Here is a 14,394-nt window from a genome sequence, read left to right on the forward strand (position 1 = left end):
GAATAGCACGCAGAGGATCGCGGTATGCCGCGCCCGAAGCACCCCCGCGCGACGCCCGCCGCCGTCAGCTTCCGAGCAGCGCCCGGTGCGCTTCCCGCCGGACGGCCTGTTCCACCGGGTCCGGCACGGGCAGCGAGGCAATGAGTCGCTTCGTGTAGTCCTGGGACGGCGCGCCCATGATCCGGCTGCCGATCCCCTGTTCCACGAGCTTGCCCTTGAAGAGGACGCCCACCCAGTGGGAGAGCATGTCCACCACGGCCAGGTCGTGGCTGATGAAGAGCGCCGCGAAGCCGTATTCCTCCTGGATGTCCTTGAACAGTTCAAGGACCTTGGCCTGCACGGAGACGTCCAGGGCCGAGGTGGGCTCATCGGCGATCAGCAGCCGCGGGTTCAAGGCGAGGGAGCGGGCCAGGGAGGCACGCTGCCGTTGGCCGCCGGAGAGTTCGTGCGGGTAACGCGCCGCGTAGGAGGCCGGAAGCTGCACGGACTCCAGCAGCTGCCCGACCCGCAGCCGGGCCTGCGCGGGGCTCGGATGCGTGTGGATCAGGAGCGGCTCGGCAATGCATTCGCCCACGGTCAGGTGCGGGTTGAAAGAGGCCGCGGGGTCCTGGAACACGAAGCCTATGTCCTTGCGGAGCGGCTTGAAGCTGCGTTCCTTGAAGCCCAGCATTTCGTAGCCGAACACTTTCAAGCTGCCGCCGGTGGCCCGGTTCAGGCCGGCGATGGCCCGGCCGATGGTCGACTTGCCGGAGCCGGATTCCCCCACGAGTCCGAAGACTTCGTTCTCGGAGATCGTGAAGCTGACTCCGTTGACTGCCTTGAAGCCGGGGGTGCCGAGGCGGCCCGGGAAGGCGATGGTGAGGTCCTTGGCTTCGACCAGGATCTTCCCGCCCTGGTGCATCCGTTCAGCGGCCCCCTCCGACGCCGAATCCCGGCCGAGGTGCGGAACCGCGGCCAGGAGTCGCTTGGTGTAGTCCTGCTTCGGTTCGGCGAACAGCGTGCGGGCGCTTGCCTCCTCGACCACATCGCCCTGGTACATGACCACCACCCGGTCGGCCAGGTCTGCCACCACACCCATGTTGTGGGTGATCAGCACGATCGAGGTGCCGTACTTGTCCCGGAGGTCCCGGAGGAGCTGCAGAATTTCCGCCTGCACCGTCACGTCCAAGGCGGTGGTGGGTTCGTCCGCCACGATCAGTCCGGGGTTCAAGGCGAGCGCCGCGGCGATCACCACGCGTTGCTTCTGGCCGCCGGACAGCTGGTGGGGGTAGTAGTTGACGCGGATTTCCGGGTCCGGGATACCCACCTTGCGGAGCGCTTCGATGGCGCGTTCCTTGGCTTCTTTCGCGGACACCCGGTGCCCGTCCGTGGCGTGGGCCCGGATGCCTTCGGCGATCTGCCAGCCCACGGTGAATACCGGGTTCAGCGCGGTGGACGGTTCCTGGAACACCATGGCGACGTCGCGTCCGCGGATTTTCCGCAGCGTGGACGGGCTGACGCTGATGACGTTGTTGCCTTTGATCAGCACGGCGCCCGAGCTCGTCGCCGTTTCCGGGAGCAGGCCCAGGATGGTCTTGGCCGTGACGGTCTTTCCGGAGCCGGACTCGCCAACGATCGCCAGGACTTCGCCGGCCTTCACCTCCAGGCTGACGTCCTTGACGGCGTGCACGTCGCCGCTGTCCGTGGCGAAAGTGACCTTGAGGTGGTCGATGTCCAGGACGGGGGTGCCCTCGGGCTGCCCGTCCGTGATGTTTCCGAGGTTGGTGGTCATGCCTTGCCTGCCTTGCTGGTGTTGCGCTTGTTTCCGGCAGCCCGGCGTCCGCGCAGCCGCGGGTCGTTGAGGTCGTTCATGCTTTCGCCCACCAGGGTCAGGCCCAGGACGGTCAGGACGATCGCGACGCCGGGGAACACGCCCGTCCACCAGATGCCGGAGGATGCGTCTGCGAGCGCCTTGTTGAGGTCGAAGCCCCATTCCGAAGCCGAGGTCGGTTCGATGCCGAAGCCCAGGAAGCCGAGGCCGGCCAGGGTCAGGATCGCTTCGGAGGCGTTGAGCGTGAAGATCAGCGGCAGGGTGCGGGTGGCGTTCTTGAAGATGTGCCGGCCCATGATACGCCAGCTGGAGGCACCGACCACCATGGCCGATTCCACGAACGGTTCGGCCTTGAGCCGGATCGTTTCGGCCCGGATGACCCGGAAGTACTGCGGCACGAACACCACGGTGATGGAGAACGCGCAGGCCAGGATACCGCCCCAGAAGCTGGACTGGCCGCGGCTGATGACGATCGACATCACAATGGCCAGCAGCAGGGACGGGAAGGCGTAGATGGCGTCCGCGATGACCACGAGGATCCTGTCCAGCCAGCCGCCGAAGTACCCGCTGAGCAGGCCGAGCGCCACACCCACGAAGAGGGACATGGCCACGGACACCACAATCACGATCGCCGCGGTCTGGGAACCCCACAGCACGCGGGACAGCACGTCGTAGCCGCCCACGGTGGTCCCCCACAGGTGCTTCCCGCCCGGGGCCGCCTGGGCAGGGAAGGTACCGTCGGCGTCGGAAATCTGCGCGAAGCCGAACGGGGCGATCAACGGGGCGAACAGCGCCGCAAGCAGGAAGAGGCCGGTCAGGGCGGTACCGATAAGCAGCATGGTCCGCTGCAGTCCGACGCTCTGCCGGATATGCGAAGCCACAGGTAAGCGGTCCAGCAGCGGAGCCTTGCGGGGCGCGGGCGGCAGGGCCGCCGTCGTCGTGTCACTCATCAGTACCTCACCCTCGGGTCGATGACCGCGGCGAGGATGTCCACCACGAAGTTGGTGAAGGCTACGATCACGGCCAGCAGCATCACAATGCCCTGCACGGCCACGAAGTCGCGGGCTGTCAGGTACTGGGCGAGCTGGTAGCCCAGGCCCTTCCATTCGAAGGTGGTCTCGGTCAGCACGGCGCCGCCGAGCATGAGCGCGATCTGCAGGCCCATGACCGTGATGATCGGGATGAGGGCCGGCTTGTAGGCGTGCTTGGTGACCAGGCGGAATTCGCTGACGCCGCGCGAGCGGCCGGCTTCCACGTAGTCCTTGCCGAGCGTGCCGATCAGGTTGGTGCGCACCAGCCGCAGGAAGACCCCCGCGGTCAGCAGTCCGAGCGCGACGGCGGGAAGCACCGCGTGTGCCGCAATGTCGCCGAGTGCCTGGTAGTTTCCGCTGCGGAGCGCGTCCAGCCAGTAGATGCCGCTGGGAGCCGCGAGCTGGGACATGGCCAGTTCGGTGTTGGTGGAGGCCCGGCCGGACACCGGGAACCAGCCGAGCGCCACAGAGAACGTCAGCTTCAGGAGCAGGCCGGCGAAGAACACCGGGGTGGCGTAGCAGAGGATCGCGAAGAAGCGCAGCACAGCATCCGGGGTGCGGTCACGGCGGTGGGCCGCGATCATGCCGAGCGGAATGCCGATGAGCAATGCCACCACCAGGGAGTTGATGGCGAGTTCGAGGGTTGCCGTGCCGAAGGTGGCGAGCATCTCGACCACGGGGCGACGGTCGGACAGCGTGGTGCCGAAGTTGCCCGTGGCGATCTGGCCGAGGTATTCGAAGTACTGGACCAGGATCGGCCGGTCGTAGCCGGCTTCGTGGATCCTGGCATCGAGCTGGTCCTGCGGGAGGCGTCCGCCGAGGGCGGCGGTGATGGGGTCGCCGGTGATCCGCATCAGGAAGAAGACCAGCGTGACGAGGATGAAGATGGTGGGGAAGATCAGGAGGAAGCGGACGAGGATGTAGCGTCCCACTCCCCCGGCGCCGCGTTTGGGCGCGGCAGGGCCAAGCACATCAGGTGTCTCGGCCTCAATGAGTGTAGCCATGAGGAAATCCTTAGTAGACAGATCGTTTCGCGGGCATCGGCCCTGCTCACAGCAGGAGGCGGGGCGAACCCCGCCTCCTGAGTGGATGGATTACTTCGAAACGCTGCCCAGGCGGAACTTGAAGGACGCGTCAAGGGTGGTGTCCACGCCCTTGACGTTGGCGCCGGCCACGGCGACCTGGGCACCCTGCAGCAGGGGCAGGGTGGAGATGTCTTCCGCGAGGAGCTTCTGGACATCCTGGATGTCCTTCTCACGGGTGGCCTTGTCCGTTTCGGTCAGCTGCTTGGCGATCAGCTCTTCGACCTTGGGGTTGGAGTAGTGGTTGTTGATGAAGCCGCCCTTGGGGAAGAACGGGGTGAGGTAGTTGTCCGGGTCCGAGAAGTCCGGGAACCAGCCGAGCTGGTGGACCGGGTAGGTGTCGGCCTTGGATGCCTTGTTGTACGTGACCCATTCAGTGGACTGAAGGTCTACCTTGAACAGGCCGGACTTCTCCAGCTGGTCCTTCACCATGGCGTATTCGTCGCCCGAGGACTTGCCGTAGTGGTCCGGGTTGTACTGCAGCTTGATGGTCACCGGGGTGCTGACGCCGGCCTCGCTGAGGACCTGCTTGGCCTTGTCCGCGCTCGGCTTGCCGTCCTCGCCGTAGAGCTCCTTGAAGGATTCGTTGGCGCCGAGGAAGCCTGACGGGACGTTGGACCACAGCGGCAGGTAGGTGCCCTTGTAGACCTGGTCGGCAATCGCCTGGCGGTCCACCAGGTGGGCCACCGCCTGCCGGACGGCGTGCGCCTTGGCAGGATCGGCGTCGGCGGTCTTGGCACCGAACGGCATCACGTTGTAGTTGAACACGATGTAGCGCATTTCGCCGCCCGGGCCCACATGGACCTTGACTTTGGAATCCTTCTTGAGGTCCTCGATGTCCGTGGCGCTCAGGCTGCGGTTGGCGACATCCAGGTTGCCCTGCTGGATGTCCAGCTTCATGTTGCTCTGGTCGGTGTAGTACTTGATGGTGGCGCCGCCGTTGGCCGCCTTGTCCAGCACGCCCTTGTAGTCCGCGTAGGGCTTCAGGCTGATGAGGGTGTTCTTGTTGTAGCTCTCGATCGTGTACTGGCCGTGGAAGGCCTTGGCCTTGATGATGTCTTCGTCCGCGAGGAGCTTGTCGGCCGGGAAGACTTCATCGTCGACGATCGGACCGGCGGGGCTGGAGAGGATCTGGGCGAAGGTCTGGTCATTGGCCTGCTTGAGGGTGAAGACCACGGTCTGCGCGTCCGGGGTGCTGATCGAGGCGATGTTGGTCAGCAGGGTGGAGGGGCCGCTGGGATCGGCGATCTTGACCTGGCGGTCGAAGCTGAACTTCACGTCCTTGGAGTCCAGCGTGTGGCCGTTGGCCCATTTGAGGTCGCTCTTGAGCTTGACCGTGTACTCGGTGGGCTTGGTGAACGACGCCGATTCCGCGATGTCCGGAACGGGTTCCGCGCCGCCCGGCTTGGAGTTGAGGAGGAACGGGAAGATCTGGTTCATCACCATGAAGGAGCCGTTGTCGTAGGAGCCCGCAGGATCCAGCGCAGTCACCTTGTCCGTGGTGCCGTAGGCGATGGTGCTGCTTGCTCCGCCGGTTCCGTTGCCGCTTGAGCCGCCGGTGGGGCCGGTGCAGGCCGTCAGGGCGAAGGCGGAGGCGCCCGCAAGCGCGATGGCGCAGTGCAGGGCTTTGTTGTTGATTGCCATCAGTGAACTTTCTGTTCTGTGGATTTCAGGTTCCGTGGATTCGAGCCCGGGAGATTCGAATGTTCGATGGTTGGCGCGCCCGCGTTTTTTGTGATCCGAGGCACACTCATCTGACCCCATGATTCAACCAGAACAAACGGTCGAAAAAGCCTGGTTCGCGTGATTTGAAACACAAACTTTACTTTTCGGCGCCTCCCGGCGTCCCGCCCGCGCCAAGTGCCCGTCGCGCGGGCGGACTCCATTGCCGCACCCGGGCCGCCGGAATACAGTTGAGATGCGCTCCGTGGCCCGCCTTGGCACACAGCCACAGGCGGGCCGTCCTGGCGGCGGAGATTGGGGCCGCCTAGTCTGAATACGCGACTTCCCGTCAAAGGATGCGCTCATGAACAAGTCCTCGAACAAGGCAGCCCTCTGCGTGGGCATCAACGAATTCAAGTTCCTTCCGCAATCCAGCTGGCTCCAAGGCTGTGTCAACGACGCCAACGACCTCTCCGGGCTGCTGGAAGGGAAGTACGGATTCCCTGCGTCCGGCATCACTGTGCTCCACGATGCTGGCGCGGACAAGGACGCCGTGATGGCGGAACTGTCCAAGCTCATGGACCTTGCCGTGACAGGCACCGCGGACCATCTGGTCTTCACCTTCTCCAGCCACGGCACCCAGATCCCGGACGCCAGCGCTGACGAAGCGGACCGCCTGGACGAAGCCTTCGCCTGCTACGGCATCAACAACACCGGCGACGCGTGGGACCCGGCAACGGTGATCGCGGACGACGAGCTCTACGGGCTGTTCAGCAAATTGCCCGACGGCGTGCTGTTCGAGGTGGTGCTGGACACCTGCCACAGCGGGACCGGGCTGAAATCCCTGGACCTGCTGCCCGGCCGGCGCCCCCGTTTCGTGCCGGCTCCGACCCCGCGGGCGGTGGCGGCCTCCGAGTACAGCGATACCCGGGTGCTTCGGGACCTTGTCAAGGCCGGTGGCGACAGCAAGCCGGTCCTCATGGCAGCGTGCCGTGCGGACCAGACCGCGGCCGACGCCTATCTCGAAAAGCGCTACAACGGAGCGTTCACCTACAACCTGGTAAAGGCCTTGGAGGCGGACGGAACGCTTCCGCGCGCGGACATCCTCAAGGCGGTCAGCAAGGGGTTGAAGGCCGGCGGCTTTGACCAGGTGGCACAGCTTGAGGCGTCGACGGCGGCCCGCAAGGCCGCGTGGGGAACGCCCGGATAGCCCTTTCCGGGCTCAGTTGCCGGTGCGGTGGAACCTGCCCTGCACGCCGCTGGACACTTCCTGTTCGGCGGCGTGCTGTTCGTCGGAGACAAACATGGCCGCCTGCCGCTCCCGGGACATCACCGGTTTCAGTGCCGCATAGACCAGGCGCCCGCCGGCGTCGAACCTTAATAGCCCGCCACCTCGGATGTCCACGTACTCGCGGCGGGTCTTCAGCCCGAGCCGCACCGCGGCCTCGCGGCGGCTCATCCGCACGGTCTGGATGAAGGATGCCCCGATTTCGGACACTACAAAGCCGTCCGGTGACACGCGTTCGGAGGTGCGCACCCGTGTGGAGCTCAGCGGCGTGCGCCGTTCCAGGCGGGCGGCGTCGAGCAGGCGCGGGTTCTCCCAGACGAAGCGCTGGACTTCCTGCGGGTCCGAGCCCAACGCGGCCAGGCGTACGGGATAGCGCAGGCCCACGTAGTTTTCCACGCCGGTGATGTTGACCGTCGGAACACGCCTGATCCCGATCCGCGAAAACTCCTGCTGCAAGGCTTCCCGGTAGCCGTACTGGTCTTCGGGAACCATGTCCATGTCCGCCGCGATGATGCCGCGCAGCAGGTCCCGCCACAGGACGTCGACGGGCGGCATGTAGGACAGGCCCCGGATCACCATGCGCAGCACCCGCGTGCCCACAATGGAGCCGGATTCGGCTTTCTGCTGCAGGCTCTGCCCTTCGCCGAAGCGCCGGTTCCGTTCCACCCAGAGCCGGTGGACCGCCCTCAGCACCGCCCCGACCACCACAGCGCCGCGGGCATGGGGATCGGCAAACTCCTGCCAGTCATCCGGCACCGCACCCACGAACGGTTCGCGCAACGGACCCCGGGCGTAGAGGTCGCGGGCGAAGTCAAAGAGGGTGCGCATCATCGCCGCGTCGTCCAGCGGGCAATCCACCCCTGCCTGTCCGGCCGCCGACAGCAGTTGCCGGTACACCACATCCCGGGAGGAGAACACGGAAAGGATCGCCACCAGGTCCGCCAAGGCCTCGTGCATGGCCAGCTGCTCGATTCCGGCGAGCTGGTCAGCCCATGCCGGCCGGAAACCGTCCAGGATGGCGTGCGTGACTTCGTGTGCCACGATGTCCCGGTACAGGGCGGTGGGCACCTTGTAGCCCATGCGGTCGATGGAGCCGAAGCGGATGATGTTGGTCCCGCGTTCATAGCCGGTGTCCGTGGCGGTCACGAGGTCGCGGGCCTTGAGGATCAGCCGGCCTTCGGGGTTCCAGGGCATGCGGCGGCCCAGGGTTGTTTCGAAGAAGTGCAGGGTGGCAGATGCCACGCCGTAGACGTGCTGGGCCAGGAAGCGGGAATCGTCCAGGAGCTCGCGCAGCTCGCGGGGCGGATCTTCCGAGACGAAATGCCACGGGTCACCGGGCACGGTGAGCGAGACGGGAACCACGCTGGTGCCGCGCCATTTCCGGATGTGGACACTCAGCCTGTGCCCGGTAGGGCCCCTGCGCAAACGCTCGACGGGCACCTTGAGCTGCGTGGTGATGGGCGCCATGCCGTGGACCCCGATGGGGCCTTCCGCAAGCACGGTCAGCGGAACCATCTGCCCGGCCTTGATGTCGCCCGGCGCCTTCCCCTGAAATGCCACAGCCATCGCCGTCCCCTGTGCGGAACCCCATGCCCCTCCGCAGCGGAATGCTGCCTAGCCCAGTATCTTCCCGCGGGCGCGCGCAGGCAATGGAGCAAGCACGGGAGGACGACGGCGGACGGCCGTCCGGCGGCGTCCTTAGAGGGCGGCGCGCTGCAGTGAGCGGGCGGCGTCGATGGTGGCCTGGCCCAGCACGCGGGTGCCCTGGTAGAGCACCACGGTCTGGCCGGGGGCCACGCCGCGCAGCGGCTCGTTGAGGGTAACCACCAGGCCTTCGCGCTCGACGCCGGATTCGTCGGTGACGGCTTCCACGCGGGCGCGGGCAGGTACGGGGTCCCCGTGGGCACGGACCTGGGCATGGCAGTCGAACTCGGCGCCGGTTGCCACTTCGGCGATCGGCAGCCCGGCCCAGGAGACCTTGATGCCCCGGATCTCATCGATGGCGAGCAGGGCTTCCGGGCCTACGACCACCTTGTTTTCCTTGGGGCGGATCTCCAGGACGAAGCGCGGCTTGCCGTCGGCGGCGGGGGTGCCGAGCTTCAGGCCGCGGCGCTGCCCTACCGTGAACGCGTTCGCTCCCGGGTGCTCGCCGACCTTGGCGCCGGTCTCGTCGACGATGTCGCCGGTGGTCATCTCGATCTTTTCGGCGAGCCAGCCACGGGTATCCCCGTCGGAGATGAAGCAGATGTCGTGGCTGTCCGGCTTGTTGGCCACGGACAGGCCGCGGCGTTCGGCCTCGGCGCGCACTTCGGCCTTGGACGGGGTGTCTGCCAGCGGGAACATGGAGTGCTTGAGCTGCTCATGGGTGAGCACGCCCAGCACGTAGCTCTGGTCCTTCGCCCAGTCTGCGGCGCGGTGCAGTTCCGGGTTGCCGTCGGCGTCGTGGATGACCTTGGCGTAGTGTCCGGTGCACACGGCGTCGAAGCCGAGGGCCAGGGCCTTTTCAAGCAGTGCGGCGAACTTGATGCGCTCGTTGCAGCGCATGCAGGGGTTCGGGGTGCGGCCGGCGGCGTATTCGTCGATGAAGTCCTGGACGACGTCTTCCTTGAAGCGTTCCGAGAAATCCCAGACGTAGTAGGGAATGCCCAGCACGTCGCAGGCACGCCAGGCGTCCCGCGAGTCCTCGATGGTGCAGCAGCCGCGGCTGCCGGTGCGCAGGGTTCCGGGCATGCGGGACAGCGCCAGGTGGACCCCGACGACGTCGTGCCCGGCCTCGACGGCGCGGGCGGCGGCAACGGCGGAATCGACTCCGCCGCTCATGGCTGCAAGTACTCGCATGCTGGCTTTCTGCTGGATTGTGGGGATGTTGTTGCGCCGGAAGACACCGCGCGCCCGTCCATTCTACCGCCAGCCGCGCACCGGGCAGAAACAGCGCGCACCAGCGCACCCTTGACCCTCCGCCGCCGCGATTCTAAAGTCAAAGTTGACGGTTTTAGATGCAGCAAACGGCCTTCAAGGAATCGAGGCATCATGGCCAACGGACCCATCGTCATCGCCGGCGGCGGCCTGGCCGGCGCCACCGCCGCCCGGACCCTCCGCTCCGAAGGATTCACCGGAGCCATCACCATCGCCTGCGCGGAAGCGCAGATCCCCTACCTCCGCCCGCCACTCTCCAAGGAATTCCTCCTCGGCAAGGACGGCGAAGACAAAGTCCCGGTGGTGCCGCAGGACTGGTACCGGGAAAACGACGTCGAACTCCTGTTGGGCGATCCCGCCGTCGAGCTGGCGCCCGGGGCGCACCGCCTCACGCTCGCTTCCGGCCGGGAGCTGGAGTACTCCAGGCTCCTGATCGCCACCGGCGCCCAACCGCGGCAGCTTCCGCTGCCCGGCAACGAGCTGGTGGGAGTCAGCACCTTCCGCACCCTGGACGATTCCCGTCGCCTGAAGGAGGAACTGTCCGACGGCGGCAAGCGCCTGGTGATGGTCGGTTCCGGCTGGATCGGCATGGAAGTCGCGGCGGCAGCCCGCAGCTATGGCAACGAAGTCACCCTCCTGGGTCTGGAAGACATTCCGCTTTCAGGCGCCATCGGGCCGGAGCTGGGCGCATATTTCCGCCGGCTGCACGAGTCGCATGGCGTGCAGTTCCGCCTGCCCGCGAGCGCCAAGGAGATCAAAGGCAGCGAAGGCCGCGTGCAGGCCGTGGTGACGGATTCCGGAGAGGAAATTCCAGCCGACCTCGTGGTGATCGCCGCCGGGGTCATTCCGGACACTGCCCTTGCCGAAAAGGCGGGACTGGAGCTGGAGAACGGCATCCTGGTTGACGCGTCCCTGCGCACCAGCAGCCCGGACGTGTTCGCCGCAGGAGACGTGGCGAACGCGCTGCACCCCTTCACCGGAGAGCATCACCGCAGCGAGCACTGGTTCAACGCGCTCAGCGGCGGAAAGGTCGCGGCCAAGGCCATGCTGGGCCAGGACGCGACGCTGGACATGGTGCCGTACTTCTACACGGACCAGTTCGAGGCGTCCATGGAGTACTCCGGTTTCCCGTCCCTCGCAGCGGGAAGCAGCCCGCTGCTGCGCGGTTCCATGGAGGACGGCAGCTTCCTGGCCTTCTGGCTGGACGGCAATACAGTGGTGGCCGGCATGAGCATCAACCTGCCCAAGGTGCACAAGCACATCAAGGCCCTGATCTCCGGCCGGGTTCCGGTGGATCCGGCACGACTGGCCGATCCGGACATCCCGCTGGAGGAGCTGCTCCCGGAGGGATGAGCTAGCCCTGCCCGGACGCCTTTGCGACGGTGGCGGCCGTTTGGATGCTGGACTCATGCCCGGCCATGCCCGCCTGCTTGGCCCGCGCATAGGCGTCGGGCAGCGCCTGAAGAAGGGCGTCGACGTCGGCTTCGCTTGAGGTGTGGCCCAGGCTGAAGCGCTGCGCCCCGCGGGCGGTGTCTTCGTCGAGGCCCATCGCCAGCAGCACATGGGAGGGCCGCGGCACACCGGCCGTGCAGGCGGAGCCGGTGGAGGATTCGACGCCGGCCAGGTCCAGCAGGAAGAGCAACGAGTCCCCTTCGCAGCCGGGGAAGGTGAAGTGGGCGTTGTTTGGCAGGCGGCCGTCGCCCGGCGCGCCGCGGAGCACGGCCTCGGGCACGGCGGTGCGCACGCCGTCGATCAGCTTGTCCCGGAGCCCGGCAATCCTGCTGCTTTCCGATGCAAGGTCGACGGTCAACGCGCCGGCCGCGGCAGCGAAGGCGGCGATCGATGCGGTATCCAGGGTGCCGGAGCGTACGTCGCGCTCCTGCCCGCCGCCGTGCTGCACCGGCGTCAGCTTCACGGAGCGTCCCAGGAACAGGGCACCGACACCTACGGGGCCGCCGATCTTGTGCCCTGATACGGACATCGCCGCCAGCCCTGAGTCGCGGAAGTTGAGGGGTACGGCACCGAAAGCCTGCACGGCGTCCGAATGCACCGGAATGCCGTGGGCCGCGGCAAGTGCCACGATCTCCGGGACCGGCTGGATGCTGCCTACCTCGTTGTTGGCCCACATGACCGTCACCAACGCCACCGATGCCGGGTCGCGCTCGATTTCGGCCTTGACCGCGTCCAGCCGGACAACGCCGTCAGCGTCCACCGGCAGCCACGAGACCTCCGCGCCTTCGTGGCGCTCCAGCCATTCGACGGTATCCAGCACGGCATGGTGCTCGACGGCGGAGCAGAGAATGCGGGTCCGCTGCGGGTCGGCGTCGCGGCGGTTCCAGTAGAGGCCCTTGACGGCGAGGTTGTCCGCCTCGGTTCCGCCGGAGGTGAAGATGACTTCGGACGGGTGGGCGCCCGCCGCCGCTGCCAGGGTTTCCCGCGCGTCCTCGACAGAACGCCGTGCGCGGCGGCCGGAGGCATGAAGCGACGAAGGGTTGCCCGTGCGCGCGAGCTCGCGGGTCATCGCCTCGAGCGCGGCCGGCGCGATAGGCGTGGTGGCGGCATGGTCCAGATATACAGGCACCTTAAGAGTTTATCGATCGCCCTCGGCCGGGAGGATGCGTGCGCAGCAGTGGCCCGGACGGTCGTCGCCGGAGATCCGCGTTCCCTCGACGCCGCATGATTCCGCGACTCCCGCCAGGAAGGCGCCGTTCATCGCGCAGACCACCTCCGGGTGGCTGCGCGAGAGCTTGTGGAACGGGCAGTTGACCAACATGTGGCCGCCCGCGTCATCGGGCTCCGGCTGGTATCCCTGCGCGGCGAGCACCTCGAGGAAGTCCCGTCCGCCCGCAGCCGCCTCGGCGCCTTTGGCACGCGCGCTCGCGAGCAGCGCCTCCCGGGCCGCGCCGCCGTCGTCGTCCATGGCGGAACTTACCGCCGCGGCGAGCACACTGCCGGCGAGGTCGTAATTGCGCTCCGGAACGGAGGCGCCGATTTCGGCGAAGAGCGGGACGTAGAACTTGGCGGGCCGTCCCGAGCCGGGGCCGCCCTTGCCTACCGGCTTCCGGAATTCGACGCCGAGCAAACCATCGCGGACCAGGCGGTCAAGGTGGAAGGACGCGGTGCTGCGCGGCATGCCCAAGGCGGCAGCGGCTTCGTCCCTGCCGGTGGGTGTCTCCATGGAGGAAACGTACTCATACAGCCTGCGGCGGCTCTCATCACCAAGGGACGACAGCGCGGAGAGCCGTTCACGCCAGGAAAGTCCGGTCATGGAACAAGGGTAACTCTAAAAAGGCATCCGTTGATTAAATTCCGGCATGATTCTAAAATCAAGATACCCAGTTTTAGAGAACCATAGGAACCCACCCACCAACACAAGGAAGAGCCATGAAAACGCAAACCACTGCGGCGCACACCAGGATTTCGGCGCTCAGCATGGAACCATCCAGACAGGCCTACCTCCTGCTGCGGACCGTCTTCACCGTGGCGCCCATCCTCTTCGGCCTGGACAAGTTCACCAAGCTGCTGGCCGACTGGACCGTCTATCTCGCCCCCGCGGCCACCGCCGTCATTCCGGTGACGCCCCAGGCTTTCATGTACGGGGTGGGCGTCATAGAGATCATCGCGGGCATTGCCGTTGCCGTGCGCCCACGCTTCGGATCGTTGCTGGTGGCCGCCTGGCTCCTGGGCATCATCGTGAACCTGCTGGTGCTCGGCAACTACTTCGACGTCGCCCTGCGGGACTTCGGCCTCATGGTTGCAGCCCTCGCCCTGAACCGGCTCGCCGGCAGCCAGGCGGCAGGAAACGGCCGGAGGTAGTCACAGAGGAGTTAGTTGCCCGGCGGGATCAGCGGAAGGTACTTCGCCACATCGGCCTTGGCGCCCGCCAGGGCCGACGGCGAAGGGCAGACCACCGCGAAGTACGCCGAAGAACCGGCGGTGGCAAAGAGCCGAGCCATCACGCTGAAAGCCTTGCCGCCCGCCGGCCTCGGATTGAAGGCGAGCACTTCGACCGCGCGCCTGGGCTTGTCATCGTCCCCGCCCCAGCGCAGCGTCTCGGCTTTCAGGGAGTCCGCCGCGATGCTTGGATCAAGGTAGGCGAACAGCTTCTCCGTGGATGCTTTGTCATCCCCCGCCACCGCGAGCGCGCCCTGGTTGAGGCTCAGCCGCGTGGTGACTTCGCAGCCGTCCTTCCGGGCGAAACGGCTCTGGCCCTGGACCTTGTCCTGGATGACACGCCAGCCCGGGACTTCGCGGAGTCCGTCCGAGATCTCCACCGGCACGCCGGCGGCAAGCGTCTTGCCCGCTTTCAAGGGGAGGTCCTTGGCCGCAACGGCGTCCGCGTCATGGCCGGGGGTAATGGTCGGCGTTGCCAGGACCGACGGCGGAGGGGTCGGCGTCGTGACCTCCGGATCCGGGACGTTGACACTGCAGGAGGCCAGAACACCCGCCCCGGCAATGAGCGCTGCGAAACGCAGCGGCCGCGCCACTGCGCGCCGTACGAATGTCTCCAAACCGCAGCCCCAATCGTTCCCTGTTCCGTCTTTGCCGCCTCCGAGTCTAACCTGCGCCGTCCAAGCTTCGCCGGGAACCGGAAGGCGCCTGCGG

Annotated in this window: 12 protein-coding genes; 3 read left to right on the forward strand and 9 right to left on the reverse strand. The window is 66.7% G+C overall.

The genetic code is table 11. The annotated features are described in order from the left end of the window. Nucleotides 1-64: 64 nt before the first annotated feature. The 4 genes from BIU82_RS20250 to BIU82_RS02070 all read right to left on the reverse strand — a co-directional run bounded on the left by BIU82_RS20250 (nt 65) and on the right by BIU82_RS02070 (nt 5,567). Nucleotides 65-1,771: an ABC transporter ATP-binding protein gene (locus BIU82_RS20250; RefSeq protein WP_070347770.1), complete on the reverse strand. Its 1,707-nt coding sequence runs from the start codon at nt 1,769-1,771 to the stop codon at nt 65-67. Next, nucleotides 1,768-2,760, reverse strand: coding sequence for an ABC transporter permease (locus BIU82_RS02060; protein WP_070347771.1), 993 nt, complete (start codon nt 2,758-2,760; stop codon nt 1,768-1,770). Before BIU82_RS02060 ends, BIU82_RS20250 begins: the two co-directional genes overlap by 4 nt. Then, on the reverse strand, nt 2,760-3,845 hold the full coding sequence (locus BIU82_RS02065) for an ABC transporter permease (protein WP_070347772.1): 1,086 nt from the start codon (nt 3,843-3,845) through the stop codon (nt 2,760-2,762). The genes BIU82_RS02060 and BIU82_RS02065 overlap by 1 nt, the downstream gene beginning before the upstream one ends. Before the next feature lie 90 nt (nt 3,846-3,935). Continuing rightward, complete coding sequence (locus tag BIU82_RS02070; protein WP_070347773.1) at nt 3,936-5,567, reverse strand: ABC transporter substrate-binding protein; 1,632 nt, start codon at nt 5,565-5,567, stop codon at nt 3,936-3,938. A gap of 382 nt (nt 5,568-5,949) precedes the next feature. On the opposite strand from BIU82_RS02070, the gene BIU82_RS02075 reads away from it, so the two are divergent. After that, nucleotides 5,950-6,795: a caspase family protein gene (locus tag BIU82_RS02075; protein ID WP_070347774.1), complete on the forward strand. Its 846-nt coding sequence runs from the start codon at nt 5,950-5,952 to the stop codon at nt 6,793-6,795. A gap of 12 nt (nt 6,796-6,807) precedes the next feature. Here BIU82_RS02075 and BIU82_RS02080 read toward each other — a convergent pair whose 3' ends face one another. Next, complete coding sequence (locus BIU82_RS02080; RefSeq protein ID WP_070347775.1) at nt 6,808-8,439, reverse strand: hypothetical protein; 1,632 nt, start codon at nt 8,437-8,439, stop codon at nt 6,808-6,810. 132 nt (nt 8,440-8,571) lie between these two features. Then, nucleotides 8,572-9,711: a tRNA 2-thiouridine(34) synthase MnmA gene (mnmA, locus tag BIU82_RS02085; RefSeq protein ID WP_074466393.1), complete on the reverse strand. Its 1,140-nt coding sequence runs from the start codon at nt 9,709-9,711 to the stop codon at nt 8,572-8,574. A 192-nt stretch (nt 9,712-9,903) separates the two neighbouring features. On the opposite strand from mnmA, the gene BIU82_RS02090 reads away from it, so the two are divergent. Further along, entirely contained in the window at nt 9,904-11,142 is a 1,239-nt protein-coding gene (locus BIU82_RS02090) for an FAD-dependent oxidoreductase (RefSeq protein WP_070347777.1), read from the forward strand. Between the two features lies 1 nt (nt 11,143). Here the strand turns inward: BIU82_RS02090 and BIU82_RS02095 are convergent, their stop codons facing one another. Beyond that, entirely contained in the window at nt 11,144-12,370 is a 1,227-nt protein-coding gene (locus BIU82_RS02095; protein ID WP_070347778.1) for a cysteine desulfurase family protein, read from the reverse strand. A gap of 9 nt (nt 12,371-12,379) precedes the next feature. Further along, on the reverse strand, nt 12,380-13,057 hold the full coding sequence (locus BIU82_RS02100; protein ID WP_070347779.1) for a helix-turn-helix domain-containing protein: 678 nt from the start codon (nt 13,055-13,057) through the stop codon (nt 12,380-12,382). 116 nt (nt 13,058-13,173) lie between these two features. Here BIU82_RS02100 and BIU82_RS02105 point away from each other — a divergent pair, with 116 nt between their 5' ends. Continuing rightward, nucleotides 13,174-13,605 (forward strand): hypothetical protein, encoded by a 432-nt coding sequence (locus tag BIU82_RS02105; RefSeq protein WP_070347780.1) that lies wholly within the window; start codon nt 13,174-13,176, stop codon nt 13,603-13,605. 11 nt (nt 13,606-13,616) lie between these two features. Here the strand turns inward: BIU82_RS02105 and BIU82_RS02110 are convergent, their stop codons facing one another. Further along, nucleotides 13,617-14,300 carry a hypothetical protein gene (locus BIU82_RS02110; protein ID WP_253182643.1) on the reverse strand — a complete coding sequence of 228 codons (684 nt, stop codon included), beginning with the start codon at nt 14,298-14,300 and terminating at the stop codon, nt 13,617-13,619. Nucleotides 14,301-14,394: the final 94 nt, after the last annotated feature.

This window comes from Arthrobacter sp. SW1 (assembly GCF_001766675.1).
In the GTDB taxonomy this organism is placed as follows: domain Bacteria; phylum Actinomycetota; class Actinomycetes; order Actinomycetales; family Micrococcaceae; genus Arthrobacter.